Annotated in this window: 23 protein-coding genes, 1 riboswitch and 1 other annotated feature; of the genes, 6 read left to right on the top strand and 17 right to left on the bottom strand. The window is 44.4% G+C overall.

The features are described from left to right. Positions 1–43: 43 nt before the first annotated feature. From hisH to CWO27_RS07235, 6 genes are all read right to left on the bottom strand, one after another. The gene (gene hisH / locus CWO27_RS07260; RefSeq protein WP_017630681.1) at positions 44–658 is read right to left on the bottom strand and encodes an imidazole glycerol phosphate synthase subunit HisH; all 615 of its coding nucleotides are present in this window, start codon (positions 656–658) and stop codon (positions 44–46) included. Positions 659–683: 25 nt separating this feature from the next. Then, a complete protein-coding gene (gene hisB / locus CWO27_RS07255) occupies positions 684–1,772 on the bottom strand; it encodes a bifunctional histidinol-phosphatase/imidazoleglycerol-phosphate dehydratase HisB (RefSeq protein WP_102433206.1) in 1,089 nt (362 codons plus the stop codon). 131 nt (positions 1,773–1,903) lie between these two features. Continuing rightward, positions 1,904–2,944: a histidinol-phosphate transaminase gene (gene hisC, locus CWO27_RS07250; RefSeq protein WP_102433207.1), complete on the bottom strand. Its 1,041-nt coding sequence runs from the start codon at positions 2,942–2,944 to the stop codon at positions 1,904–1,906. 9 nt (positions 2,945–2,953) lie between these two features. Next, on the bottom strand, positions 2,954–4,255 hold the full coding sequence (hisD, locus tag CWO27_RS07245; protein ID WP_102433208.1) for a histidinol dehydrogenase: 1,302 nt from the start codon (positions 4,253–4,255) through the stop codon (positions 2,954–2,956). Further along, on the bottom strand, positions 4,255–5,151 hold the full coding sequence (hisG, locus tag CWO27_RS07240; protein WP_009848806.1) for an ATP phosphoribosyltransferase: 897 nt from the start codon (positions 5,149–5,151) through the stop codon (positions 4,255–4,257). Before hisG ends, hisD begins: the two co-directional genes overlap by 1 nt. Positions 5,152–5,204: 53 nt before the next feature. Further along, positions 5,205–5,340, bottom strand: a sequence feature (His leader region). Between the two features lie 190 nt (positions 5,341–5,530). Next, positions 5,531–7,123, bottom strand: a complete 1,593-nt coding sequence (locus CWO27_RS07235) for a Na+/H+ antiporter NhaC family protein (RefSeq protein ID WP_102433209.1) — start codon at positions 7,121–7,123, stop codon at positions 5,531–5,533. 112 nt (positions 7,124–7,235) lie between these two features. Continuing rightward, positions 7,236–7,413, bottom strand: a riboswitch (Lysine riboswitch). A 364-nt stretch (positions 7,414–7,777) separates the two neighbouring features. On the opposite strand from CWO27_RS07235, the gene CWO27_RS07230 reads away from it, so the two are divergent. Then, entirely contained in the window at positions 7,778–8,188 is a 411-nt protein-coding gene (locus CWO27_RS07230) for an H-NS family histone-like protein (RefSeq protein WP_102433210.1), read from the top strand. A 194-nt stretch (positions 8,189–8,382) separates the two neighbouring features. Here CWO27_RS07230 and CWO27_RS07225 read toward each other — a convergent pair whose 3' ends face one another. Both CWO27_RS07225 and CWO27_RS07220 read right to left on the bottom strand, forming a co-directional pair. Then, positions 8,383–9,687: an inosine/guanosine kinase gene (locus tag CWO27_RS07225; RefSeq protein ID WP_017065317.1), complete on the bottom strand. Its 1,305-nt coding sequence runs from the start codon at positions 9,685–9,687 to the stop codon at positions 8,383–8,385. Positions 9,688–9,789: 102 nt separating this feature from the next. Further along, on the bottom strand, positions 9,790–10,059 hold the full coding sequence (locus tag CWO27_RS07220; RefSeq protein WP_010439986.1) for a hypothetical protein: 270 nt from the start codon (positions 10,057–10,059) through the stop codon (positions 9,790–9,792). Between the two features lie 204 nt (positions 10,060–10,263). Between CWO27_RS07220 and mnmA the strand changes: the two genes are divergently transcribed. From mnmA to purB, 3 genes are all read left to right on the top strand, one after another. Then, positions 10,264–11,400 (top strand): tRNA 2-thiouridine(34) synthase MnmA, encoded by a 1,137-nt coding sequence (gene mnmA, locus CWO27_RS07215; RefSeq protein ID WP_017068076.1) that lies wholly within the window; start codon positions 10,264–10,266, stop codon positions 11,398–11,400. A 43-nt stretch (positions 11,401–11,443) separates the two neighbouring features. Continuing rightward, a complete protein-coding gene (hflD, locus tag CWO27_RS07210) occupies positions 11,444–12,061 on the top strand; it encodes a high frequency lysogenization protein HflD (RefSeq protein WP_009848813.1) in 618 nt (205 codons plus the stop codon). Positions 12,062–12,204: 143 nt separating this feature from the next. Then, complete coding sequence (gene purB / locus CWO27_RS07205) at positions 12,205–13,575, top strand: adenylosuccinate lyase (RefSeq protein ID WP_017057059.1); 1,371 nt, start codon at positions 12,205–12,207, stop codon at positions 13,573–13,575. A 286-nt stretch (positions 13,576–13,861) separates the two neighbouring features. Here purB and htpX read toward each other — a convergent pair whose 3' ends face one another. Beyond that, positions 13,862–14,725 (bottom strand): protease HtpX, encoded by an 864-nt coding sequence (gene htpX / locus CWO27_RS07200; RefSeq protein ID WP_048658307.1) that lies wholly within the window; start codon positions 14,723–14,725, stop codon positions 13,862–13,864. Between the two features lie 277 nt (positions 14,726–15,002). Between htpX and CWO27_RS23545 the strand changes: the two genes are divergently transcribed. Next, positions 15,003–15,170, top strand: a complete 168-nt coding sequence (locus CWO27_RS23545; RefSeq protein WP_017078977.1) for a hypothetical protein — start codon at positions 15,003–15,005, stop codon at positions 15,168–15,170. A 113-nt stretch (positions 15,171–15,283) separates the two neighbouring features. Here the strand turns inward: CWO27_RS23545 and bioD are convergent, their stop codons facing one another. From bioD to bioB, 4 genes are read right to left on the bottom strand one after another with little or no spacing between them, the layout of a single operon-like run. Then, entirely contained in the window at positions 15,284–15,967 is a 684-nt protein-coding gene (bioD, locus tag CWO27_RS07195; protein WP_048658306.1) for a dethiobiotin synthase, read from the bottom strand. After that, positions 15,964–16,767: a malonyl-ACP O-methyltransferase BioC gene (gene bioC / locus CWO27_RS07190; RefSeq protein ID WP_102431573.1), complete on the bottom strand. Its 804-nt coding sequence runs from the start codon at positions 16,765–16,767 to the stop codon at positions 15,964–15,966. Before bioC ends, bioD begins: the two co-directional genes overlap by 4 nt. Further along, positions 16,768–17,931, bottom strand: coding sequence for an 8-amino-7-oxononanoate synthase (gene bioF, locus CWO27_RS07185; RefSeq protein ID WP_102431574.1), 1,164 nt, complete (start codon positions 17,929–17,931; stop codon positions 16,768–16,770). Further along, positions 17,918–18,970, bottom strand: a complete 1,053-nt coding sequence (gene bioB / locus CWO27_RS07180; RefSeq protein WP_048609384.1) for a biotin synthase BioB — start codon at positions 18,968–18,970, stop codon at positions 17,918–17,920. The genes bioF and bioB overlap by 14 nt, the downstream gene beginning before the upstream one ends. A 162-nt stretch (positions 18,971–19,132) precedes the next feature. On the opposite strand from bioB, the gene bioA reads away from it, so the two are divergent. Next, the gene (gene bioA / locus CWO27_RS07175) at positions 19,133–20,410 is read left to right on the top strand and encodes an adenosylmethionine--8-amino-7-oxononanoate transaminase (RefSeq protein ID WP_102431575.1); all 1,278 of its coding nucleotides are present in this window, start codon (positions 19,133–19,135) and stop codon (positions 20,408–20,410) included. A gap of 136 nt (positions 20,411–20,546) precedes the next feature. On the opposite strand, the gene CWO27_RS07170 is transcribed toward bioA, so the two are convergent. The 4 genes from CWO27_RS07170 to lolA all read right to left on the bottom strand — a co-directional run bounded on the left by CWO27_RS07170 (position 20,547) and on the right by lolA (position 24,515). Continuing rightward, positions 20,547–20,813 (bottom strand): DksA/TraR family C4-type zinc finger protein, encoded by a 267-nt coding sequence (locus CWO27_RS07170; RefSeq protein ID WP_048658302.1) that lies wholly within the window; start codon positions 20,811–20,813, stop codon positions 20,547–20,549. 235 nt (positions 20,814–21,048) lie between these two features. Then, a complete protein-coding gene (gene serS, locus CWO27_RS07165) occupies positions 21,049–22,356 on the bottom strand; it encodes a serine--tRNA ligase (RefSeq protein WP_048658298.1) in 1,308 nt (435 codons plus the stop codon). Positions 22,357–22,498: 142 nt separating this feature from the next. Then, positions 22,499–23,854, bottom strand: coding sequence for a replication-associated recombination protein A (locus tag CWO27_RS07160; protein WP_276605534.1), 1,356 nt, complete (start codon positions 23,852–23,854; stop codon positions 22,499–22,501). Positions 23,855–23,918: 64 nt separating this feature from the next. After that, a complete protein-coding gene (lolA, locus tag CWO27_RS07155) occupies positions 23,919–24,515 on the bottom strand; it encodes an outer membrane lipoprotein chaperone LolA (protein WP_048668726.1) in 597 nt (198 codons plus the stop codon). Positions 24,516–24,532 lie beyond the last annotated feature (17 nt).

Raw genomic sequence — 24,532 nt, 5'->3', positions numbered from 1 at the left:
TTACATTCCTTATATGGCAACGTTAGCCGCTGCCTAATCCTTATTACAATTCCAAGAAGTTCTGAATCAGCTTAGAGCCAGCTTTCGAAGATCGCTCTGGGTGGAACTGAACACCATAATAATTGCCACTTTGAACCGCCGCTGTAAACGGATTACCGTAATCACATTGTGCGATTGTGTAGTCGCCCACTGGCATTGCGAAGCTGTGAACGAAGTAGAAATATTCGCCTTCTTCAATATCTTTAAACAAAGGATGGTTAGGTGTCGAAGTTACTGTGTTCCAACCCATGTGTGGTAATGGCAAATCGCCCGTTTCGAGTAAACGCACTTCACCATCACACAAACCTAGACATTCAACTAACTCGTCAGCCTTTTGGCCTTTCTCTTGAGATAATTTGCCTAACAGTTGCATACCTAAACAAATACCAAGCAGAGGCTTCTCTACTTTCTTCACAAGAGAAACAAGGTCGCGCTCTTGCAGGTTCTTCATTGCCTCACTTGCTGTACCTACACCGGGTAGGAATAGCTTATCGGCAGCAAGAACAACTTCAGGTTCTTTTGAAATTTCAACTGCGTAACCCAAACGTTCAATGGCAAATTTAACCGAAGAAACGTTGGCACACCCAGTATCAATGATGACGACTTTTTGATCTTTCATTGTTTTTTCCTTGCTAACGTTAGCCTTACAGGACGCCTTTGCTGCTTGGTAACTCATTACCTTCAACTTTGATTGCTTGGCGAAGAGTACGGCCAAACGCTTTGAACAGGCTCTCAATGATGTGGTGATCATTATTGCCAGCAGAAGAAAGGTGTAGCGTACAAGCCAGAGTGTCGGTTAGAGAACGGAAGAAGTGAACCACCATCTCTGTTGAAAGATCACCCACTTGCTCACGACTGAATTTAGCATCGAACTTCAGGTATGGACGACCAGAAAGGTCTAGCGCACACTGAGCCAAACATTCATCCATTGGCAGGCTAAAACCAAAACGGCCAATACCACGTTTGTCACCTAGTGCATCTTTCAGAGCTTGGCCTAACGCAAGTGCCGTATCTTCCACTGTGTGGTGATCATCAATGTGTAGATCGCCTTTCACCGTCAGGTTCATTTGGAAACCACCGTGTGTCGCGATTTGATCAAGCATGTGGTCGAAGAAACCCATGCCGGTATCGATCTTATTACCACCGGTTTCATCAAGGTTTACAGCTACCTTAATGTCGGTTTCTTTAGTTGTACGAACCACTTCAGCAACGCGAGCATTAACCGTCAGATCTTTAACGATTTGTGGCCAGTTAAGCGTACCTTCCGTTTCTGCATCAGGGCCATATTGAATACCGCGGATTGCCATATTCTCTGCAAGTTGAAGATCCGTCATTCGGTCGCCAATCACAACAGAGTGTTGGAAGTCGACTTTACCGCCTTGTAAATACTCTTTAACCATACCTAATTTAGGCTTGCGGCAAGAGCAGTTGTCTTCGTCAAAGTGAGGGCAAATAAGCACGTCGTCAAACTTAACGCCTTGAGATTCGAAGAACTCCATCATCATATTGTGTGGCGCATCGAAATCTTCTTGTGGGTAGCTATCGGTACCTAGGCCGTCTTGGTTAGTCACCATCACTAGACGGTAACCAGCATCTTGCAGTGCAAGCAGGCTAGGAATCACTAGCGGTTCGAATTTTAGCTTGTCTAAACGGTCTACTTGAAAGTCAACTGGCGGCTCAACAATTAAGGTGCCGTCGCGGTCTATAAAAAGTATTTTCTGTTGTTTACTCACTTGAACTTCCTTTTAATTTTAAATCTGGTGGCCTAGCTAAAATCAAACGCTAACCCAAAATATTGGTTTCACTTACCAGCCTGCGATTAATCAAATCAAACTGGTAAATGTTATTACTGGTAAGCCTTTCGTTACTGATAAAAGTTACGAATGAATCCAAGTGTCTTTTCGCACTCTTCGCGGTTACCAATACTAATGCGAACACAGTCTTCAATTGGTGAATTACGCAAGATGATGCCCGTATCCCAAGCCGCTTTAAACAACTTATCGCCGTTCGGGAATTTAACCAGTAGGTAGTTACCCCAACCATCAAATACCGTCACTTGAGGCATACCTAATAGACCCGCTTGCAAATACGCTCGGTTCGCACTTAAATCCAGGACCTGGAACTTAGCTCGTGCAAGTCCTTGCTCTGAAAGTGCTTGAACGGCAATGTCAGCAACAGGGATTGGCACTGGGTAAGGAGCAATCACTTTCAACAGCACATCGATAAGCGCTTTATTCGCCAGCGTAAAACCACAACGTAAACCCGCTAAAGCAAAAGCCTTCGACAAGGTGCGTAGGATCGCGAGGTTTGGATATTGCTCAAGCAAATCAACGGTTGACGCTTCTGGACAAAAATCGATATACGCTTCGTCCATCACCACGATCGCTTTGTCTTGAGTCATTTCAAGCAACTTGATGATGTCTTTACGATTAACCAAATTACCGGTTGGGTTGTTTGGGCTACAAACAAACACCACCTTTACGTTGTCGAGTTGAGCTTCAATCGCAGGAAGATCCAGTTGCCATTCAGAAGTTAGAGGCACAACTTTACGCTCAACACCAATCGTCTCTGCACTGATTGCGTACATACCGTAAGTAGGTGGGCAGTAAAGAATAGCGTCTTCGTTCGGCTCACAGAAAGCACGAATCAATAACTCGATGCCTTCATCAGCACCACGAGTCGTTAGTGTTTGCTCTGATTTCACACCGGCGTATTGTGCATAAGCGTCAATCAACTCTTTAGGCTGACATTCGCTGTAGCGATTAAGACGAGACAGGTTTAGGTTGTACTCGTTATCAAACGGAGATTCGTTGGCATTGAGCCATACATCACCAGTACCGCCAATGCGTCTTGCAGACAAGTAAGGTGTAAGAGCCTGAACTTGTTTTCTTGCTAACTTTTCCATGCCCTACCCTTATTTCGCTTTATTTAACTTTTCAACTCGGATGGTCACAGCGCGTTTGTGTGCATCCAAGCCTTCGGCTTCCGCCATTGTTACTACCGTTGGCGCTAGGCCTTTCAAACCGTCAGCCGTTAGCTCTTGCACCGTCATTCTCTTAGAGAAATCAGCTAAACCCAGGCTTGAATACGTTTTCGTGTAACCGTAAGTCGGAAGAACGTGGTTTGTGCCTGATGCGTAGTCACCTGCAGATTCTGGAGACCAGTCACCAAGGAAGATTGAGCCTGCATTATCTAGCAATGGCAGCAATTCACGTGGATTCTTGGTTTGAACAATCAAGTGCTCAGGACCGTAGAAGTTCGAAATCGCAATCGCTTGAGTGATCGATTCAGCAATGATAATTAAGCTTGAAGCCAATGCTTGCTGAGCGATGTTCGCACGAGACAGTTCTTTCAATTGCTTCTGAACCGCTTCTGTTACTTGGTCAGCAACCACTGGAGATGGTGTTACTAGCACAACCTGAGAATCAGGACCGTGCTCCGCTTGGCTCAGTAAATCCGCCGCGATGAAATCTGCATCTGCAGTTTCATCGGCAATCACTAACACTTCAGACGGGCCAGCAGGCATATCAATCGCCGCACCGCGGAAGTCGTTGCTAACTTGGCGTTTCGCTTCCGTTACGTACGCGTTGCCAGGGCCGAAGATCTTATCGACTTTAGCTACACTCTCGGTACCGTAAGCCATTGCAGCCACCGCTTGACCACCACCAACGTTGTAAACCTCGTCGATCTTACAAAGCTTAGCGACATACAAGATTTCATCTGCGATTGGTGGAGGTGAACAAAGCACAACCTTGCGGCAACCTGCGATTTGAGCGGGAACACCTAACATAAGAACCGTTGACGGAAGTGGCGCACTGCCACCTGGAATATAAAGGCCAACAGTATTAATAGCGCGCGTCACTTGCTCACACACAACACCAGGCTGTGTCTCAACCTTAATTGGCTGCGGCTTTTGAGCTTCGTGAAACTTCGCAATGTTGCTATAAGCTTGCTCTAACGCTTGCTTCATCTCTGGTGTTAGACGAGCACACGCCTCTTCGATCTCACCCGAACTGACTCGAATGGATTCTGGAGTCACACCATCAAACTTTGCAGTCAGCTCTCTAAGCGCGGCATCGCCTTCATTTCGTACTTTTGCAATCACATCAGAAACAGTCGCGGTGATGTTTGCACCTTCAGTAATAGCTGGACGCTCTAATACCGAGTCTTGCTGTGATTCACTTAAAGATTGCCAAACAACGGTTCTCATCGTCACTACCCCATCATTTTTTCGATTGGTAATACTAGAATCGAGCTTGCACCCAACTCTTTCAGCTGCTCCATTGTTTCCCAGAACAAGTTCTCTGTACTTACTAGGTGAACGGCAACTTTGTCTTTGTCTGTAGATAGCGGAAGAACCGTTGGATCTTCAGCACCAGGCAGTAGTGCTTTGATTTGCTCTAGCTGAGAGGTTGGCGCGTGAAGCATGATGTACTTCGACTCTTTCGCTTGTTGAACACCCTGCATACGAGTCAGTAGTTTTTCAATCAGTGCGGTTTTGTCTGCGTCGAAATCACCAACACGTTGAATCAGTGTTGCTTTCGATTGGAAGATAGCTTCAGCTTCTTTTAGGCCATTCGCTTCAAGCGTTGCACCTGTAGAAACTAAATCAGCGATAGCGTCTGCTAGACCTGCGCGAGGAGCAACTTCAACCGAACCTGTTAGCATACAAGTGCTGAATTCAACACCCTGCTCATCCATGTAGGCTTTCAGTAGTTGTGGGTAAGTTGTCGCAATACGCTTGCCCGCAAGATCTTGTGGCCCGTTGTAGACTTCATCTTTGTTGATTGCGATAGAAAGACGGCAACCACCGAAGTCTAAACGGCGTAGTGTGCGAAACTCTGATGGCTCTTTTAGAGCAACACGGTCTAGTCGAACTTCTTCTAGTTCATTTTCACCGATGAAACCAAGGTCAACCACACCATCCATGATAAGACCTGGGATGTCATCATCACGAACTAATAACAAGTCGATTGGCATATTTAGTGAATGAACAACTAGGCGCTCACCCATGATGTTAAATTTAACACCACATTTTTTAAGTAGGTCTTGGCACTCTTTACTTAAGCGACCTTTCTTTTGAATTGCGATTCTTAGGCGTTGTGTCTGCATTGCTGTATCCCTGTGCAAATATTTGAATTTATTGATTATTTAAAAGCGCTAAAACTAAAAAACCCTCGGAAGACTTTGTCATCCCGAGGGTTTAAATCTAAATTCTTTGACTTAACCTCCGGGAGAATTCTTGCTCCCGGGTATACGTAAATCTCCCCGAAAGACTAGATAGGGTGATGATGGTGATGAATGTTCATTACTAATTTACGCATACTTATAAGCTCTTCAGTTGTTTGCTTTCTTGTCTCCACACTAACTAAGCTGAGATCCTTTTTCAACCATTTATTCGAACTTTTTTCACTAAACTTAAAATTAAATTAACAAGCACAAAAAAGGGAGGCTAATGCCTCCCTGATAGTTTACTGATTAGCTTTCAGTTTTAGCTTTTGCACGTCGCCATTTTGCAGCGAGAGAAGTAAGCCAATGCAAAACATACAGCAACAAACGTTAGAGACGCTGCGCCAAATGCGATGCCAATTGAAGATGTCATACCTAAGGTAATGAAACCAATGCACGATACGAACGCCACAGACAGCGCGTATGGAAGCTGAGTCGATACGTGGTCAATGTGGTTACAACGAGCACCAGTAGAAGACAGAATCGTTGTGTCTGAGATTGGAGAACAGTGGTCACCAAATACAGCACCCGCTAGAACCGCACTTAGCATAGGAAGAATCAGCGCGATGTCCGATGCTGCAGCCATGTCGCCCGCGATAGGTAACATAATACCGAACGTACCCCAAGATGTACCTGTCGAGAACGCCATAACGCCCGCTAGAAGGAACAACATAACCGGTAGCCAGTGGTAATCAATGCTGCCTGTTACTAGAGACGATAGGTAAGAACCCGTTTTCATGTCGCCGATGACAGAACCGATAGTCCATGCAAACACAAGAATCAGAATCGCGCCAAACATAGAGCTAGCACCGATCCACATTGTTCTTGCGATATCAGCCATAGAGAGCTTTTGCTTGAATACTGTCGCTAGTGCTACTAGTAAACCGATAACACCACCGTAAACAAGAGACTTACCTACATCCGTGTTTTCGAATGCACCTAGAAGGTTGAATGCTTGGTCATCAGCAGCCAGCGCTTGGCCACCTGTGTAAAGCATTGCTGCAACTGTCGCTACAATTAGCGATACGATTGGCATAACCAGATCAGAAACTGAACCGTTTTCGCTCTCTTCGATATCTAGCTCTTCGTTTAGATCGTGTGCTTGCTTTTGATCGTTGTCGCCTTCAAAGCCACGGCCTTGAGATGCTTCGATTTCATGCTCACGCATCTTACCAACGTCTAGACCGAACCATGCCACTGCAAACACCATTAATAGTGCGAATACAGCGTAGAAGTTCATTGGGATAAGACGAACGTATGCACCCAGTGCAGAATACTCTGTCACACCGTGTGTCACTAAGATGCCACCAATGATAGTGATGATGTAAGCACCCCAGCTAGAAGCAGGCATGATCACACACATAGGAGCAGCCGTTGAATCTAGGATATAAGCAAGCTTAGCGCGAGATACGTAGAAACGGTCTGTTACAGGACGAGAGATGGCACCAACCGCTAGGCTGTTAAAGTAATCATCAACGAAGATGAATACACCTAAGAAAGCAGCAAGTAATTTTGAACCACGTTTGCTCTTAACGCGAGACTGTGCCCACTCCGCGAATGCGCGAGTACCGCCAGACAGTGTTAATAGTGCAGTTGTCATTCCAAGAATAATTAGGAATGCAATGATGCTCATGTTCCAAGTGTTGATGCCACCATCTTCGATGAAAACACCAGATGCTTTAGTAAACACGTAACTAACTGCGTTACCTACTGAGTAGTCAGCAAGTAGAATCGCACCCATGATGATACCGACACCCAAAGAAACCAATACACGGCGGGTAACAATAGCAAGGCTCAAAGCCACAAGGGGCGGAAGCAAAGATAAAGGTGATGTTGCAAAATCTATTAAATTCATGATCTTCAAAAACCAGTTTTTTATTTGGCTAGAGATCTACTGCAGACAAACTTGATACGGCTGACCAAGCTCATGTTGAACTAAGCGAAAGGGAAGTGAACACTTCACCCAACCCTACAGTAGCGCTCCATAGTTTAAAATTAAGACTATGGCAGTGTTGTACCTATTGAGCACAACCCCAGCAAATTGCTTAGATATACAATTTACTTCGGCAATTACACCTTTCATTCCCGTTCATTGGCATCACCCCAACGGAAGTTACTTTTTATAATTGCACCTCTACGTGCGATAACATTATTAACCGTGCAAACCAGAGTTTAACAACAAATTAACCAATACCTCGCATCAGGTAGCCGCAATTGTACTCATCAAGAGCAACAATGCAACATATCATTCCGAGAAAAATAGCTTTTTGCTAATGAACTAATCAATAAGAGAATAGTCTACATAAGTTAACTACTCCACCAGTCACATATCAGTTTTTAAGATAATCTTAATAATTATTATAAATTCGATAGAAATACGGCTCTGAATTTTCAACTATTCATCTCACTTTTATATTTAAATATGTAATAGAAGAAATACTATTTGTTTTATTCCTAGGCTCTGTTTATTATTAGGAGGATTATTTAGTTTACCTTGATGGAAAATATCATGTCTGAATTAACAAAAACTCTATTAAATATCCGCAGCCTTCGTGCGTTCTCACGTGAATTAACTCTTGAGCAACTTGAAGAAGCGCTAGACAAGCTGACTATTGTTGTACAAGAGCGTCAAGAGTCTGAAGCTGAAGAGCGTGCTGCTAAAGCAGAGCAAGAAGCTAAGCTTTCTGCTATTGCTGAACAAATTGCAAAAGACGGAATTGATGTTGCAGATCTAATTGCAGCACTTTCTGGTGAAGCAAAATCTAAAACAACTAAAGCTAAACGCGCTCCTCGCCCTGCGAAATACAAATATGTAGACGGAAATGGCGATGAGAAGACTTGGACAGGTCAAGGTCGTACGCCTTCAGCTATCCAAGAACAGCTAGATGCTGGTAAATCTCTAGAAGAGTTTGCAATCTAAACATTTAGTTTACTTAGTGAGTAATCAATTACACGCTAAGCAATAGAATTAATATTTTAGTCGACCAAAGTATTATTTACGGCTTCAATATATTCAGAAACAAAAAAGGCTCCTTTCGGAGCCTTTTTTATATTTGTACTATCAGTATTAGAAACTAACTGATACTGATAGTACTACTGATTAAAGAAAGTAACTTATCTTTCCCAGTACGCTTCTTCTAGGCTATCTTCTCTTTCAGGAAGACCACGAGATAAACGTGGAGAGTGTTGAACCAACACTTCATAGCTAGCACGGTTTGAATATTTACAAACTTGTGAGAAAGAAGAATAGGTCAAAAATGAATGTTGGTGCTTACTTGAGTTTGGCACGTTTTCTTTGTGGTACTTATTCGCAGCCATATCATGTAATAAAGCCGATAAAGCAGCATCACCTGCACCATTGGTATTTTTGATTTTTTCCGGACCACCCATGTATGGCGCAATATGCGAATACACTTTGGTTGGGTTTTCACATAAATCTTTATGCGCAGGACGGCTAAATTCAAAACGGTTGAACTCTGCGATTGAACCTGGAAGTAAAGGCAGTGACGTTTCACGTTTAGCTGCATCTTCCGTGTAACCCGCCATGAATAGGCCAACAGGTCCCGCGGTACATAGAACAAGGTCTACCCACTCTAACGCTTTATCTGAAGCAGCAAGCGGATCACTCTCGCCTGTCAATGCTTCAGCTTCATCTTCATTCATTGCAACAACAGTTACGTGTTGCTCAAGGAAATCTTTCCAGAATTCTGGATCATCTTGAATAACAAATTTAGTACCAAGGGTTAAAACAACAGGCACATCGTATTTCTTCGCGTATTCGATCGCTTTCATTGTTGCTTCAGGCATAGGGTCACCTGGCTTACAACGAACTAAATAAGCCGTTAAAACTAAAGCAGAAGCACTTTTGAAGATCTTTTCAGGAATGCTTTCTGGTTTTAATTGGTTCATTTGTCCTTCGCTAATTGCGAAAGTACGTTCACCGTCTTCTGTAATTAATGCAAAGCAGCGACCAATTGCGCCATCTACCCCTTGTAAATGGTTCAGATCCATTCTGCTTGATGTATTACATAAATAGCGGTAACCGTAGCTACCAATCTTAATATCTTGGCTCATTACACCCAGTAGAGTAGAACGGTCATCCGCTAGCACTGAATAGTTGTGTAATGTGTTACCAATTGTGCCACCAGCGTATTCATTGGTAATCAGGCACTGTTCTTTTAATTCTTGATATAAAGATTCAGCGGCTGCGTCACCAATAACCAGTGAATGTCCCTTGCTCAAACCATACTTCTCAATAAGTTCAGAACTCACCTTTGCTTCAATATCCACCAATGTTTGGTCAATACCGATAATATGAGTGCGTGACATTCTTTTACTGCTTTGAGCTTGGCTCACTAGAGGATCACGAGCGTGAACCGGAAAGTAGTGCTTTGATTTACGTTGTCCAGGGAATTTCATAGGGCTAGTCTAAGTCAAGGGGAAATAGGTGGCGGATTCTACCGCGCTATATTTAACGCGGCAATCTTTCAAACTATAGCAAACGTTTGCTGAAGGTTTTTTTTATTCGCCTTCCATAAAGCTCAGATCAGGCAGCATACCCAAATGCTCTGCGTAACGTTTTTGATTGAACTCCGCGCCGTTTTTCATAACGTCAAAGACTTCAATTGCCAGTGCACATGCCATAGCCGCAATTGCCTCTTCACGAGGAGTACCAGTCATCATTAAACGCATCAGCGTCTCTTTAACTTTTACAGGTTCGCCATCTTCAAGCTGGTTTTCGATAATCTCAATCAGCTCTTCTTCTTGCATAAATTCATTTTGTTCAGACATTTTTTTATCTCAGGTCTTGGATTTCGAGCGACTATGCCACATATACTTCTGACATCCTAGCGACTCACCTCGCTCTCATGCGATTCTCTAACAAAGTCAGCGCACTATTTGTGCAAATGAAACTGTGATTCCGGTCTCGGATCTGTCACGGCGTTTCTCTTTCTGTTAGAATCTGCGACCAAGTAATAGTAACGGTGTTTAGACATGTCAGATATCAGCTCTGGAAACAGCGAAAAGAAAGTAATTGTCGGTATGTCCGGCGGTGTAGATTCGTCAGTATCGGCGTATCTTCTTCAGCAACAAGGCTATCAGGTAGAAGGCCTTTTCATGAAAAACTGGGAAGAAGATGATAACGAAGAATACTGCACGGCAGCTGAAGACCTTGCTGATGCTCAAGCGGTATGTGACAAACTAGGCATCCACCTACACACGATCAACTTTGCTGCGGAATACTGGGACAATGTATTCGAGTACTTCCTTGAAGAGTACAAAGCGGGTCGTACACCGAACCCTGATATCCTTTGTAACAAAGAAATCAAATTCAAAGCATTCTTAGAGTTTGCGGATGAAGTGCTAGACGCAGACTATATTGCGATGGGTCACTACGTTCGTCGTACTTTCCCAACTCAAGAAGAGCTTGATGCTGGCGTAAAACCAGAAATGCTACGTGGTCTAGACAGCAACAAAGACCAAAGCTACTTCCTATACACGCTAAGCTCAGATCAAGTGGCACGCAGCCTATTCCCTGTCGGTGAATTAGAAAAGCCAGAAGTGCGACGTATTGCTGAAGAGCAAGACTTGATCACAGCGAAGAAGAAAGATTCTACAGGCATCTGCTTTATCGGTGAGCGTAAGTTCACTGAATTCCTAGGCAAATACCTACCAGCACAACCGGGTAACATCGAAACACCTGAAGGCCAAGTGATTGGTCAACACCAAGGTTTGATGTACCACACGCTAGGTCAGCGCAAAGGCCTTCATATCGGTGGCACTAAAGGTGGCGGCGGTAATGAAGAACCATGGTTTGTTGGTGAAAAAGATCTCAAGCGTAATGTTTTGATCGCAGTACAAGGTAAAGACCACCCTCTTTTGAAATCAGAAGGTTTGATCGCTTCTCAGCTTCATTGGGTAAATCGCACACCAATTACTGAAGTTATGACATGCACGGTAAAAACACGTTACCGTCAGACTGATATTCCTTGTACAATCATCCCAATTGATGATGAGAACATTAAGGTTATTTTTGATGAACCTCAGATTGCTGTGACCCCAGGTCAATCGGCAGTGTTCTACCTAGACGAAGTATGTCTTGGTGGCGGTATCATCGAAAAACGCATCTAACTAATCGAACGACAAACGATAGAAGACAACTAGGAGTTACTACGTGGCTAATACACTTTATGACCGTACTATTGCTTTCGCCGGAATTTGCCAAGCTGTGGCTTTGGTTCAACAAGTAGCGAAAGACGGCCATTGTGATAAAGATGCCTTCGAAGCTTCACTCAGTGCTATTTTAAATACCAACCCAGCAAATACAGTTGGCGTATTTGGACGTGAAGCGAACCTAAAGCTTGGCCTTGAGTGCTTAGTAAAAGGTATCGATAGTACTCCAGCTGGTAGCGATATTACTCGTTACATTATCAGCTTGATGGCTCTTGAGCGTAAGCTATCTTCTCGCAACGACTCTATGTCTCAGCTTGGTGACCGCATTCAAACTGCAGAGCGCCAAACTGAACACTTTGATCTGTTTGACGAGCAAATGATCAGCAACCTTGCGAGCATCTACCTTGATGTTGTGAGCCCAATAGGCCCTCGTATTCAGGTTTCTGGCACACCAGCTGTACTTCAACAAACCTCGAGCCAACATAAGGTTCGCGCACTGCTTCTATCAGGGATTCGAAGCGCTGTGTTATGGCGCCAGGTTGGTGGTAAACGCCGCCACCTTATCTTCGGTCGCAAGAAGATGATCGAGCAGGCTCAAATCCTACTAGCTCGAATGTAATTTATTAGCTCGCGCCTTGTCGCGAGCTTGTTTTTTGTATCAACACAACTCTCACGCAAACGATTGCGCAATGTGCGTGACAATTGAGATTGTTACTGGTATAAACCTCTCAAAATTTAGAAAACTCAATTCAGGAGAACACCATGGAACTGTCAGCATTGACTGCTGTTTCACCAGTAGACGGCCGTTACGGAAGTAAGACTATTGCATTACGCAGCATCTTTAGTGAGTTTGGACTACTAAAGTACCGCTCTATCGTTGAAATTCGTTGGTTACAAAAGCTTGCAGCTACTGATGCAATCAAGGAAGTACCAGCGTTCAGTGCAGAAGCTAACCAGTTTCTTGATGAACTAGCCGCTAACTTCAGCGAAGAAGACGCTCTGCGTATCAAAGAGATCGAGCGCACGACAAACCACGACGTAAAAGCGGTTGAGTACTTCTTGAAAGAGAAAGTTGCGGGCGTTCCTGAGCTTCACGCAGTTAACGAATTCATTCACTTTGCATGTACTTCTGAAGACATCAACAACACATCTCATGCGCTTATGCTTAAAGAAGCTCGTGACACAGTGATTCTTCCAGAAATTCGTAACGTAATTGATGCTATCAAAGCACTTGCGAACGAGTACCGTGACATTCCTCTTCTTTCTCGTACACACGGTCAGCCAGCTTCTCCTTCTACTATGGGGAAAGAGATGGCTAACGTTGCGTACCGTATGGAACGTCAATACAAGCAAATCGAAAGCGTTGAGATCCTAGCGAAAATCAACGGCGCGGTAGGTAACTACAACGCACACCTTTCTGCATACCCAGAAGTTGAATGGCACCAGTTCTCTGAAGAGTTCATCACTGAATCTCTTGGCGTAACTTGGAACCCGTACACAACTCAAATCGAACCTCACGATTACATCGCTGAGCTATTCGACGCGGTTGCTCGTTTCAACACGATTCTTCTAGACTTCGACCGTGACGTTTGGGGCTACATTGCTCTTGGTCACTTCAAGCAGAAGACTATTGCTGGCGAAATCGGTTCTTCTACAATGCCGCATAAAGTTAACCCAATTGACTTCGAAAACTCTGAAGGCAACCTTGGTCTAGCTAACGCAGTATTTAGCCACCTTGCACAAAAACTTCCAGTTTCTCGCTGGCAACGTGACCTAACTGACTCTACAGTTCTTCGTAACCTAGGTGTTGGTGTTGGCTACGCAATCATTGCATACACTTCAACTCTGAAAGGTATTAGCAAGCTAGAAGTTAACCGTGAAGCACTACTTGCTGAACTAGACAAAAACTGGGAAGTTCTTGCTGAACCAGTACAAACAGTAATGCGTCGTTACGGCATCGAGAAGCCATACGAGAAGCTAAAAGAGCTAACTCGTGGTAAGCGTGTAGATGGAGAAGGCATGCGTGCATTCATCGACGGTCTTGAAATCCCTGCAGACGAGAAAGTTCGCCTGAAAGAGATGACTCCAGCAAACTACATCGGTCAAGCAATCGAGCTAACTGACAAGCTGTAAGATTCGAATCGCAGAATAGACTAAGGCTTCCCATGTGGAAGCCTTTTTATTGCGCGGAATTAAATCTATCGACACAAGAATCGTAAACATAAGAACACCAAGCCTCCTCCAATTGATCTACTCGCCCCCTGCTTATTCAATTTAATCACCTAGCGACAACTACACCTCGTATCTCATACTTCATGTCTCAACACTTGTTATCTTAAGCGCCAAGATCAAAAAAGGCCTCCCGAAGGAAGCCTTTAGATTTTTCTTGTCGACTAGCGATGGCTAATCATATTAGAAATTACATGTTACGTAGAGACGCAATACGCTTATCTAGTGGCGGATGGCTCATTAATAGCTCAGTAAGAGACTTCTTACCGTTAATACCAAACGCCATCATAGAACCTTCTAATTGCGGCTCGTGGCTCACTTTTAGACGCTCTAGCGCTGCAATCATCTTATCTTTACCTACCAAGTGCGCAGCACCTGCATCAGCATGGAACTCACGATGGCGGCTGTACCACATCGTAATGAAGCTCGCTAGGAAACCAAATACCAATTCCAGCACCATAGACACACCGAAGTACACCATCATGTTGCTGCCACCCTCTTCTTCGTTGTCATTCGACGCAACAATGTTGGCGATGAAACGAGATAGGAAGATAACGAACGTGTTCACAACACCCTGCATTAGAGTCATTGTCACCATGTCGCCGTTCGCGATATGGCTAACTTCATGAGCCAATACCGCTTCAGCTTCATCACGCGTCATGTTGTGCAGCAGGCCTGTTGATACTGCGACCAATGAATCGTCACGCTTAGCGCCTGTCGCGAATGCGTTGATGTCTGGCGAGTCGTAGATCGCCACTGTTGGCATACCAATACCAACCTGTTGAGATTGACGGCTTACCGTCTCCATCAACCAATGTTCTGTTTCGTTGCGCGGGCTTTCAATGACCATGCCGCCTACAGAGCGTAGCGCCATTTTCTTTGACATCATTAATGAAATGAATGAGCCGCCAAAACCAAATACCGCAGCCATCACCAATAAGCCTGAGAGGCTACCGGGTTGCATACCTGTGACTGCGTATACAATATTAAGAACAACACTTAGAACCAATACAACCGCTAGGTTGGTTGCAAGGAACAACATTACTCGCTTCATTACTTATCTCCGCATGAAAGCTGTTTTTATAAAACTTATTGTTATAGACAAGGTAGACAGCAATAGATTCCAACCTTGAAGACTTATACTTACTTATACATATAGTCTTAGATTAAGAAAACAAGGTTAAGCATTAAATTGCAACATTTGATTACGAGACCATATCCGAATTAAATCTAGTCTATTAGACCTAAGTCGTATGGTGTCGATATAACAATCCGTTTACAGTGACTTCAGATGATTTATTGGCTAGTCCATGTACAAAAAGGGAAGAATCATGGTTGAAGGTACTAACACTCAAATGGCTATCGATTTACTGTGCTGTCACCTAGGGATTACTGAAGAAGAAGCGAAAAAGCAGATCGGAATCCTAACACCGCAAACTGCACAGACAAAGATCACAGAAACACAGCAAGCTTTAATGGGACTGACAAAAGAACATTAATCCCAAGCTTTCTATTAAAAGACCGGTTGTTTATCAACTTAAGATCTAAAGGCTTAAAATAGCAAAAGGGCTGCAATCGCAGCCCTTTTCTTATTTAGTACATAAGGTGATAATTAAAGCGCAAGCAAAGGCTGCACATCAATGTACTTACCAATGTTCTTAGACTTCGCTTTTGGTACGTAAGGGATTTCACCTAACTTTGGCGCACCTAGCTTATCTTCAAGCATCGCAATAATATCTGCGTAGTGCTCAGTACCCGGATTGATACGGTTTGCGACCCAACCTACTAGGTTTAGGCCATCAGCACGAATCGCTTCTGCCGTTAATAGAGCGTGGCTCAAACAACCAAGCTTAATACCCACAGTAAGTACTACTGGCAACTGCTCTTTTTTAACCCAGCTAGACAAATATTCATCATCTGAAACCGGTACACGCCAGCCACCAGCACCTTCAACTAGAACTATGTCAGAATTTTGCTTATGCTGTTCTAGCTTCGCTGATAATACCGCTTCATCAATTACAACACCGTCATGTTTAGCAGCGATGTGAGGCGATGACGGTAACAATAGCGCATACGGGTTGACGTCTTCGTAAGCAATATCTTGCGTCGCTGCTTCTTGAAGATGCAGAGCATCACTATTACGTAAACCTTCAGGGGATTTCTCACTCCCTGCTGCAACTGGCTTGTAACCAATTGTTGATAGATCTTGTGCGGCCAAAGCTTGAAGAATCGCTTTTGAAACCACAGTTTTTCCCACTTCGGTATCCGTACCTGCAATAAATAATGCATCAATCATAATTGAATAACCCCTAAACAAACTTGATATGTTGCTGGCAAGAAACCTTGATGGTTTTTAAACTCTCGATATTCCCGTTCAACAAGCTGCAACATGCGACGACTTGTTAAACCTTGTGAGCGACCACTTACGTGATTAGCGCCAATACCTTTAAGGTCGCGCATCAGTTCAAACGCAGTGTCGTACCAAACGGTGATGGTGGGCAAGTCTAGTTGATGAGCTGTACAGCTAGATTGCGCTAACGCAATTTTTACCTGATTGATTGTAATAAAATGGTTAACGTGTTGATGTGAGTCAATTTTAGACCACGACTTTTTCAACTCAAACAGTGACCCATCAAGCAAAGTTGAGAAAATAACACGCCCACCAGCGGCAGCAACACGCTTCATTTCTCTCAAAGGCGACGATAAATCGTCACACCATTGCAACGCAAGGCTTGAAAAAACGATGTCAAAAGACCCATCTTCAAACGGTAATTGTTCGGCATCAGCTTGTTGATATAGACAAACACTTGCGCCACAGCGCTGTTCTGCTTTTTGCAGCATTCCATCAGAAAGATCAGCGCATACCACTTCAGCACCGCGTTTCACCATCTGTTCGGAGAAATAGCCAGTCCCACAACCTAAATCGAGCACCTTTAACCCTGAGAGGTCGCTCGGTAACTTATCCAATAGCCGGTGACCAACATCGCGCTGAAACTCAGCGTGTTTATCATAGGTTGTTGCTGCTTTACCGAAAGCTTCGGCAATCGCACTTTTATCTTGGCCTATGTAATCATGCACTACTGCTTCTTGTGACATTTACTGAGCCTCATTATTTAGCTCTATTGCTTTAAGCAACGAGCTGGTTAACTGAAGAATCTGTTTCTGACTGTGGTTAGCCGTTAGCGTGATTCGTAATCGAGCGGTTCCGGCTGGAACGGTTGGCGGCCTTATTGCGGTCACCCAAACTTGGTTTTGCTTTAACTCTTCAGCTATAGATAATGCAGCCTGAGCTTCACCTATCACAAATGGCTTAATTGGAGTCTGAGTATCAACAAAGCCTTTCACGCCATTCAGCTGCTCTGCATAAAGAGCCCCTAACTCGGTTAGCTTCTCGCGACGCCACTCTTGTGTTTGAATCATCTGACACGCATGAGACAAAGCCACTGCTTGTGAAGGTGGCATTGCCGTCGAATACACATGATGACGAGCGAACTGAGTTAAGTAATCACCCACTTCTGATGAACAAAGAATCGCAGCTCCAGAAAGACCAAAGGCTTTACCAAAAGTCACAATTAAGATATCAGGCGTTATTTGTGCCGCGTTACAGCTCCCCGCCCCTTTATCACCTAGTACGCCAATACCGTGGGCATCATCAACCGCTAGCCAACTGTCGTATTGATTGGTCAGGCGAGATATTTGATTGAGAGGAGCTTGGTCGCCGTCCATGCTGAACACGCCTTCCGTCACAACTAAGGATTGTGGAGAACGGCTCAGTAGCGACTCTAGATGTTGCGTATCGTTATGCTTAAAACGTTTCATTGTTGCAGGAGAAAGCATCCCCGCCTCCATCAAAGAAGCGTGGTTAAGTTTGTCTTGCAACAGTGAGTCGTCTTTCTCAAGAAGAGAGAACAACAAGGCTTGATTGGCGCTGAAACCAGAGCTAAAGAGAATGGCACGTTCAAAGCCCAACCATTCACACAGTTGAGCCTCTAAATTTCGATGAGCAGGACTAAAGCCTGTAACCAATGGCGACGCCGCACTTCCAGCTCCATATTGTGAAAGACCCGTTTGCCATGCATCCACCAGTTCAGGATCGTTCGCCAAGCCTAAATAATCATTACTCGAAAAATTGATGAAACTAGAACCTTCGCTATTCAGCAAAGGTCCATTGCTGTTTTCGAGCACCTTGAGTTGGCGAGTCAACCCTTGCTCATGGCGATGAACAAGGGCTTCTTTAATGCGAGCTTTAAACAGTGGCATCGTAGAACATGTCATCTTTAGTTGGACGAGCCGCAACGCGCTCCACCACTTGATCTAACAGTTCGTTTTCTTGAATTTCGTCTGGCTTTTGAGCCACTTCTTGGCTGTTGATACCCAGCTTCTTAAACAACTGCATATCCGTGTCTTCATCAGGGTTTGGCGTCGTCAGTAGCTTACAACCGTAGAAGATAGAGTTCGCACCCGCCATGAAACACATCGCTTGCATCTGTTCGTTCATGTTCTCACGGCCTGCAGATAAGCGAACCGCAGACATAGGCATCATAATACGTGCAATTGCAATCAGCTTGATGAAGTCGAAAGACTCGACATCATCGACGTTTTCCATCGGTGTGCCTTTCACTTTTACAAGCATGTTGATTGGTACACTTTCAGGGTGTACTGGAAGGTTCGCCAGTTCTACAAGAAGGCCTGCGCGGTCATTGGTGCTTTCGCCCATACCGATGATGCCACCAGAACAGATCTTCATTCCGGCATCACGCACGTGAGATAGCGTATCTAAACGATCTTGGTAAGTACGAGTGGTAATAATGCTGCCGTAAAACTCTGGAGACGTATCAAGGTTATGGTTGTAGTAGTCCAAACCTGCGTCGGCTAGCTCACCTGCTTGATCCGGCGTTAACATGCCCAGGGTCATACAGGTTTCTAGACCCATGCCTTTCACACCTTTGATCATGTCAGTTAGGTGAGGCATATCGCGTTCTTTCGGGTTTTTCCATGCAGCGCCCATACAAAAACGAGTTGAGCCCGCATTCTTGGCTTTTTGCGCTGCATCCAAAACACGCTCAACTTCCATTAAGCGTTCTTTGTCGACATCCGTTCGGTAGTGAGCACTTTGAGGGCAGTACTTACAATCTTCAGGACAAGCACCTGTCTTTATCGACAAAAGCGTACTCACCTGCACGTGGTTGTGCTCTTGGTACTGTCTATGAACGACTTGAGCTTCAAACATTAAATCCATAAACGGTTTTTCAAGCAGCGCTGTTACTTCAGCAACTGTCCAGTCATGACGAACTTCCACGTGTCGATCCTTTTTTTTATTTTTTTGATGTTACAACTCTGCGTCTAGAGTTTGCATTTATGCTTGGCTAGTCTACCGACAAGCTTTAGACTGTCAACACATTGATAATATCAAAAGTTTACATCTGATTATTTTCTAATCACACCAAGAATGGAAGTTACTATGGATCTCGCCTTTGATCGCCAGCATATCTGGCATCCCTACACATCAACGTTAACACCTCTGACCTGCTACCCAGTCACCAATGCAGACGGTGTTTACTTAGAATTAGAAGGCGGAAAACGAATTATTGATGGTATGTCGTCTTGGTGGTCAACTATCCACGGCTACAATCATCCAGAGCTAAATGCCGCTGCTCATAGCCAAATAGATAAGGTTTCACACGTTATGTTTGGTGGTATCACCCACCAGCCTGCCATCGATTTATGTAAGAAGCTTCTCAACCTAGCACCAAGTAATCTTGAACATGTATTCTTGGCCGATTCAGGCTCAGTTGCCGTAGAAGTGAGTCTTAAAATGGCGCTTCAATACTGGCATGCCAAAGGACAACCTCGCTCGAAGTTCCTCACACTCAGAGATGGCTACCACGGTGATACCTTTGCAGCGATGTCAGTGACCGACCCTGACAACTCGATGCACAGCCTCTACAAAGGCTTTTTGCCTGAACATATTTTTGCAGATTCACCGAAAACAGGTTTTTGGGAACAATGGGACGCTAACGACATAAACAGCTTCCGTGAAAAGCTAGCAACACATCATCAAGAAGTCGCAGCCGTGATCTTGGAGCCAATTGTCCAAGGTGCTGGCGGTATGCGCATCTACCACCCTGAGTTACTAAAACAGGTTCGATTGCTGTGTGATGAATTCAACGTATTGCTGATCTTGGATGAGATTGCTACCGGGTTTGGCCGCACAGGCAAACTGTTCGCTTGTGAACATGCCGATGTTCAACCTGATATTTTATGTGTTGGCAAAGCGCTGACTGGTGGCTACATGACCCTTTCAGCAACACTGGCGAGCAAAGAAGTCGCTGATACGGTATGTGGCGGTGAAGCGGGCTGCTTTATGCACGGGCCAACCTTTATGGGGAACCCATTAGCTTGTGCAGTCGGTGCGGCAAGCTTGTCGATCATAGAGCGAGGCGATTGGCAAAATCAGACTCAACAGATCGAACAGCTCTTCTCTGAATTACTGCCACCTTTACGAGAGCATGATCTTGTAAAAGACGTACGCTGGCTAGGAGCGATTGGCGTTGTTGAAACACACACACCTGTCGATATGGAAACCATTCAAGCTCATTTTGTTGAGCAAGGTGTTTGGATTCGTCCGTTCGGAAGGTTAATTTATATGATGCCTCCGTTTATTAGCGAACCACAACATATTGAGCAATTGGTCGCAGCTATCGACACTGCATTACAAAATGCTCATTGCTTTAAATAGTAATTAAATAATGCGTTTATTGTTCTGAACAAGAGCGATGATTATTTCTATATATCTTCAATAATAAATCACTTAATTAAACTTAAAGGCCTTACATAAAAGTAAGGCCTTAACTGTTTTGAAGGTAACCGTCAGTTTAACGTAATTGGCTATCTTTACTTGCTCGACGGTTAAACAATGAATGTCGATGTGCGTCATGCTCTAATATTGACTGACATTCGATACACAAACGAACGCCTTTGATCGCGAGTCGTCTTTGTTCCGGTATCTCATCACCACACTCATCACAATAACGCAAACTCTCACCACCTCGAAGGTTTCCTCTGACACGAGAGATCTCATCATCAATGGTATTTTGTATTTGCTGGCTGACACTATCGTCTCCAGCCCATCCTACGGCCATAAGCCCTCCTCTGTACATAAACGAGAAAATCTTTACCTACCGCGGTAAGAGGACATTATAGCCACATTACAATTAAGTAATAATATGCAAAAATAACAAAACACTATTACTTTTTCGTAATAATATTTAGGTGAAAGTAGTCAAAGAACGCACCAATATATTTTTCAGATAATAAAAAACCCAGCCAATAGGCTGGGTTTTCAATAATTTATGAACTCACTAAATCGTCGAACGATTAACCGATGTGCGTTACACCGCCCATGTATGGCTGAAGTACAGCTGGGATAGCAATACGACCGTCAGCTTCTTGGTTGTTCTCAAGAATAGCAACCATAGTACGACCAACAGCAAGACCAGAACCGTTTAGTGTGTGTACAAGTTCAGGTTTCTTCTCGCCTTTACGACGGAAACGAGCTTGCATACGACGCGCTTGGAAATCCCACATGTTTGAACAAGAAGAAATCTCACGGTAAGTCTCTTGTGCTGGAACCCATACTTCTAAGTCGTAAGTTTTCGCAGAACCGAAGCCCATATCACCCGTACATAGAATTACTTTACGGTAAGGAAGCTCTAGAAGTTGAAGTACTTTTTCAGCATGACCAGTTAGCTCTTCAAGCGCTGCCATTGAGTCTTCTGGCTTAGTGATTTGTACTAATTCAACTTTGTCGAATTGGTGCATACGGATAAGACCACGAGTGTCACGACCGTAAGAACCCGCTTCAGAACGGAAACATGGCGTGTGAGCTGTCATCTTAAGTGGCAGTTCAGCTTCATCAGTAATAGTGTCACGAACCATGTTCGTTACCGGTACTTCCGCAGTAGGGATAAGCGATAGAGTCTTAAGAGGTACGTCACTTACTTGCTCAGTTAGCGGGCTTGTATGGAACAAGTCTTCGCCGAACTTCGGAAGTTGACCAGTACCGTAAAGGCTATCGTGGTTCACTAGGTACGGTACGTACATTTCTGTGTAGCCGTGCTCATCAGTGTGAAGGTCCAGCATGAACTGAGCAATAGCACGGTGTAGGCGTGCGAATTTGCCTTTCATCACGATGAAACGAGAACCAGAGATTTTAACTGCGCTAGCAAAATCAAGACCGCCAGACATTTCGCCAAGATCTACATGATCTTTCACTTCAAAGTCGTAAGCCTTAGGTTGACCCCAACGAGAAACTTCTACGTTGTCGTCTTCATCTTTACCATCTGGCACTTCTGCATCAGGTAGGTTAGGAATAGACATTGTGATCGTTTCTAGCTCAGATTGAAGATCAGCCAATGCTACTTTAGCTTGATCTAGTTCTGCGCCTAAGTTGCCTACTTCTGCAAGGATACGCTCAGCTTCTTCATGGTCGCCTTTTGCTTTCGCTTGACCAATGGACTTCGATCGAGAGTTACGTAACGCTTGTAGCTCTTCAGTTTTCATCTGAAGGGACTTACGTTTTTCTTCAAGTTCACGAATTGTCTCTACATCAAGGGTGAAGCCTCGACGTGCTAATTTTGCCGCTGTTTCATCCAGCTCAGCTCGAAGTAATTTAGAATCCAGCATTGCTAATCCTATGCTTTAGTTATTTGAATATTCAGTAGTCTGCTACTGAATCACTGCTAAACCCCTAAAATTGGTGCTATTTCGACCAATTTATAACGATTTAATTGAAATTTTATGACTAGGTAACGATATCCAAAAAAGACTACTTTTCATAGCGTTTTTGTGGGCTTTTTGCGTCCAAATCCGCCAGATAATCTAGCTTCTCGCCAATTTTGGTCTCTAAGCCTCGTTTTGTTGGGAAATAGTATTGCTTCTCTCCCATTTCAGGAGGTAGATACTTTTCACCAGCGGCGTAGGCTCCAGGTTCGTCATGAGCATAACGGTATTCTTGCCCGTAGCCCATGTCCTTCATCAAAGTTGTGGGTGCATTCCGTAAATGATGAGGGACTTCATATTCAGGCAGATTGTGCGCGTCTGTTAACGCTTGCTTCCAAGCTGTATAAACGGCGTTACTCTTTGGTGCACACGCGAGATAAACAACCGCCTGTGCAATCGCACGCTCCCCTTCAGCAGGGCCAATACGTGTAAAACAATCCCAAGCCGACATCGCGACTTGCATTGCGCGAGGGTCAGCATTGCCAATATCTTCAGAAGCAATCGCCAGCAAGCGTCTAACGATATACAGAGGATCGCAACCTGCCGCAATCATGCGTGCCGACCAATATAAAGCCGCATCCGGGTTTGAACCACGAATTGACTTATGAACTGCAGATATTAGGTCATACCAAATATCGCCTTTATTATCAAAACGAGCGACTTTCTCACCGGCCACTTCAGCCAACAGCTGCAAGGTTATCGATTTCTCACCTTTATCGTTGTCTTCTGCCATGTCATACAGCAGTTCAAGATAATTAAGCGACATACGCGCGTCGCCGTTAACCAGTTCTGCAAGGCGATCTAAAACATTATCAGCAAAATCAGCAGGCACATCACCTAACCCACGTTGCTTATCTTCAATCGCTTGGCGGATGACGAGGGAAATATCCTCGGTATTGAGAGAAGTCAGTTTGTAGACACGCGCACGTGACAACAAAGCGTTGTTCAACTCAAAAGAAGGGTTTTCTGTCGTCGCACCAATAAAGGTCACGGTACCATCTTCGATATGAGGCAGAAAAGCATCCTGCTGACTTTTGTTAAAGCGATGGACTTCGTCCACAAACAGGATGGTTCTGCGCCCTGCTTGCTTGTTCTCACGCGCTTTTTCAATCGCAATACGAATGTCTTTTACGCCCGAAGTTACCGCCGATACGCGTTCAACTTCTGCATTCGCATAGTTTGCCGCTACTTCGGCTAACGTCGTTTTACCGGTGCCCGGAGGCCCCCACAAAATCATCGAGTGGATATGACCCGCTTCCAATGCTCTGCGAAGTGGTTTACCTGGGCCTAATATATGCTGCTGACCGATATACTGTTCGACAGTTTCCGGTCTCATACGAGCAGCAAGGGGACGAAAATCTTCGTCCCCCGCAAAATCTAAGCTGTAATTACTCAATTGCAATCTCTTGATTCGTTGATGGCATTAATGCCTATCGACGTACTACCAAACGATCTGCTTCTTTAGATCAGTTTCTTTGGTCGTCGACCTCGACACCTTCCGGCGCCACAAAAGTAAAACGGTCTGCTGCAGGTTTACCCAAGTCAACATTGCTAAAGGTAAACTCACCTTTTTGACCGTCTTGTTCAATCACATTAAAGCCCTGAACAATGCCTTTCTCGGTGATATTAATCTGGAAGTCACCCTGATTAGAGTCCGCTGCCGTTGGTGTTAGTGTAAATTGGTTACCTGTTTGCGCGACGTTGTAGTTATCCCAATCGCTTTCTTGGTTACGTGTAAGCAAGACAAAAGGTGTTTGCGATGTCGCTTGCTCTTGCCAATAAATACTCACTTGCTCAATGAACGGGCTGTAGTACCACAAGCTTTGGCCATCAGATACCAATAGGTTTTCATCAGGGAAAGTGGTTTCCCAGCGGAATAAGCTAGGGCGAGCAATCTCTACCGTGCCCTCGCCTTCCATGACAACATCACCATCAGGGCTGGTCACGACTTGTTTAAAGTCAGCACTAAAGCCTGCGTTCAATGCCAAACGGCTACTCAACTCTTCTTTCGGAGAAGCAAACACTGAGAAGCTCATAAATAAAAGTGCGAATACTTTTTTCATCAATAATCCTGTTAGAA

Source organism: Vibrio sp. 10N.286.51.C3, from assembly GCF_003050065.1.
GTDB classification, from domain to species: Bacteria; Pseudomonadota; Gammaproteobacteria; order Enterobacterales; family Vibrionaceae; genus Vibrio; species Vibrio crassostreae.
This window is presented reverse-complemented; position numbering and strand designations above follow the sequence as displayed.

Bases quoted from the DNA above. Each gene is read 5' to 3' on its own strand.
- mnmA (WP_017068076.1), top strand. From the start codon at position 10,264: ATGTCAGATATCAGCTCTGGAAACAGCGAAAAGAAAGTAATTGTCGGT.
- hisH (WP_017630681.1), bottom strand. From the start codon at position 658: ATGAAAGATCAAAAAGTCGTCATCATTGATACTGGGTGTGCCAACGTT.
- bioC (WP_102431573.1), bottom strand. From the start codon at position 16,767: ATGTCACAAGAAGCAGTAGTGCATGATTACATAGGCCAAGATAAAAGT.
- hisG (WP_009848806.1), bottom strand. From the start codon at position 5,151: ATGCAGACACAACGCCTAAGAATCGCAATTCAAAAGAAAGGTCGCTTA.
- lolA (WP_048668726.1), bottom strand. From the start codon at position 24,515: ATGAAAAAAGTATTCGCACTTTTATTTATGAGCTTCTCAGTGTTTGCT.
- CWO27_RS07230 (WP_102433210.1), top strand. From the start codon at position 7,778: ATGTCTGAATTAACAAAAACTCTATTAAATATCCGCAGCCTTCGTGCG.
- purB (WP_017057059.1), top strand. From the start codon at position 12,205: ATGGAACTGTCAGCATTGACTGCTGTTTCACCAGTAGACGGCCGTTAC.
- CWO27_RS07170 (WP_048658302.1), bottom strand. From the start codon at position 20,813: ATGGCCGTAGGATGGGCTGGAGACGATAGTGTCAGCCAGCAAATACAA.
- bioD (WP_048658306.1), bottom strand. From the start codon at position 15,967: ATGATTGATGCATTATTTATTGCAGGTACGGATACCGAAGTGGGAAAA.
- serS (WP_048658298.1), bottom strand. From the start codon at position 22,356: ATGCTGGATTCTAAATTACTTCGAGCTGAGCTGGATGAAACAGCGGCA.
- bioA (WP_102431575.1), top strand. From the start codon at position 19,133: ATGGATCTCGCCTTTGATCGCCAGCATATCTGGCATCCCTACACATCA.
- htpX (WP_048658307.1), bottom strand. From the start codon at position 14,725: ATGAAGCGAGTAATGTTGTTCCTTGCAACCAACCTAGCGGTTGTATTG.
- CWO27_RS07220 (WP_010439986.1), bottom strand. From the start codon at position 10,059: ATGTCTGAACAAAATGAATTTATGCAAGAAGAAGAGCTGATTGAGATT.
- CWO27_RS23545 (WP_017078977.1), top strand. From the start codon at position 15,003: ATGGTTGAAGGTACTAACACTCAAATGGCTATCGATTTACTGTGCTGT.
- bioF (WP_102431574.1), bottom strand. From the start codon at position 17,931: ATGCCACTGTTTAAAGCTCGCATTAAAGAAGCCCTTGTTCATCGCCAT.
- CWO27_RS07225 (WP_017065317.1), bottom strand. From the start codon at position 9,687: ATGAAATTCCCTGGACAACGTAAATCAAAGCACTACTTTCCGGTTCAC.
- hisC (WP_102433207.1), bottom strand. From the start codon at position 2,944: ATGGAAAAGTTAGCAAGAAAACAAGTTCAGGCTCTTACACCTTACTTG.
- CWO27_RS07235 (WP_102433209.1), bottom strand. From the start codon at position 7,123: ATGAATTTAATAGATTTTGCAACATCACCTTTATCTTTGCTTCCGCCC.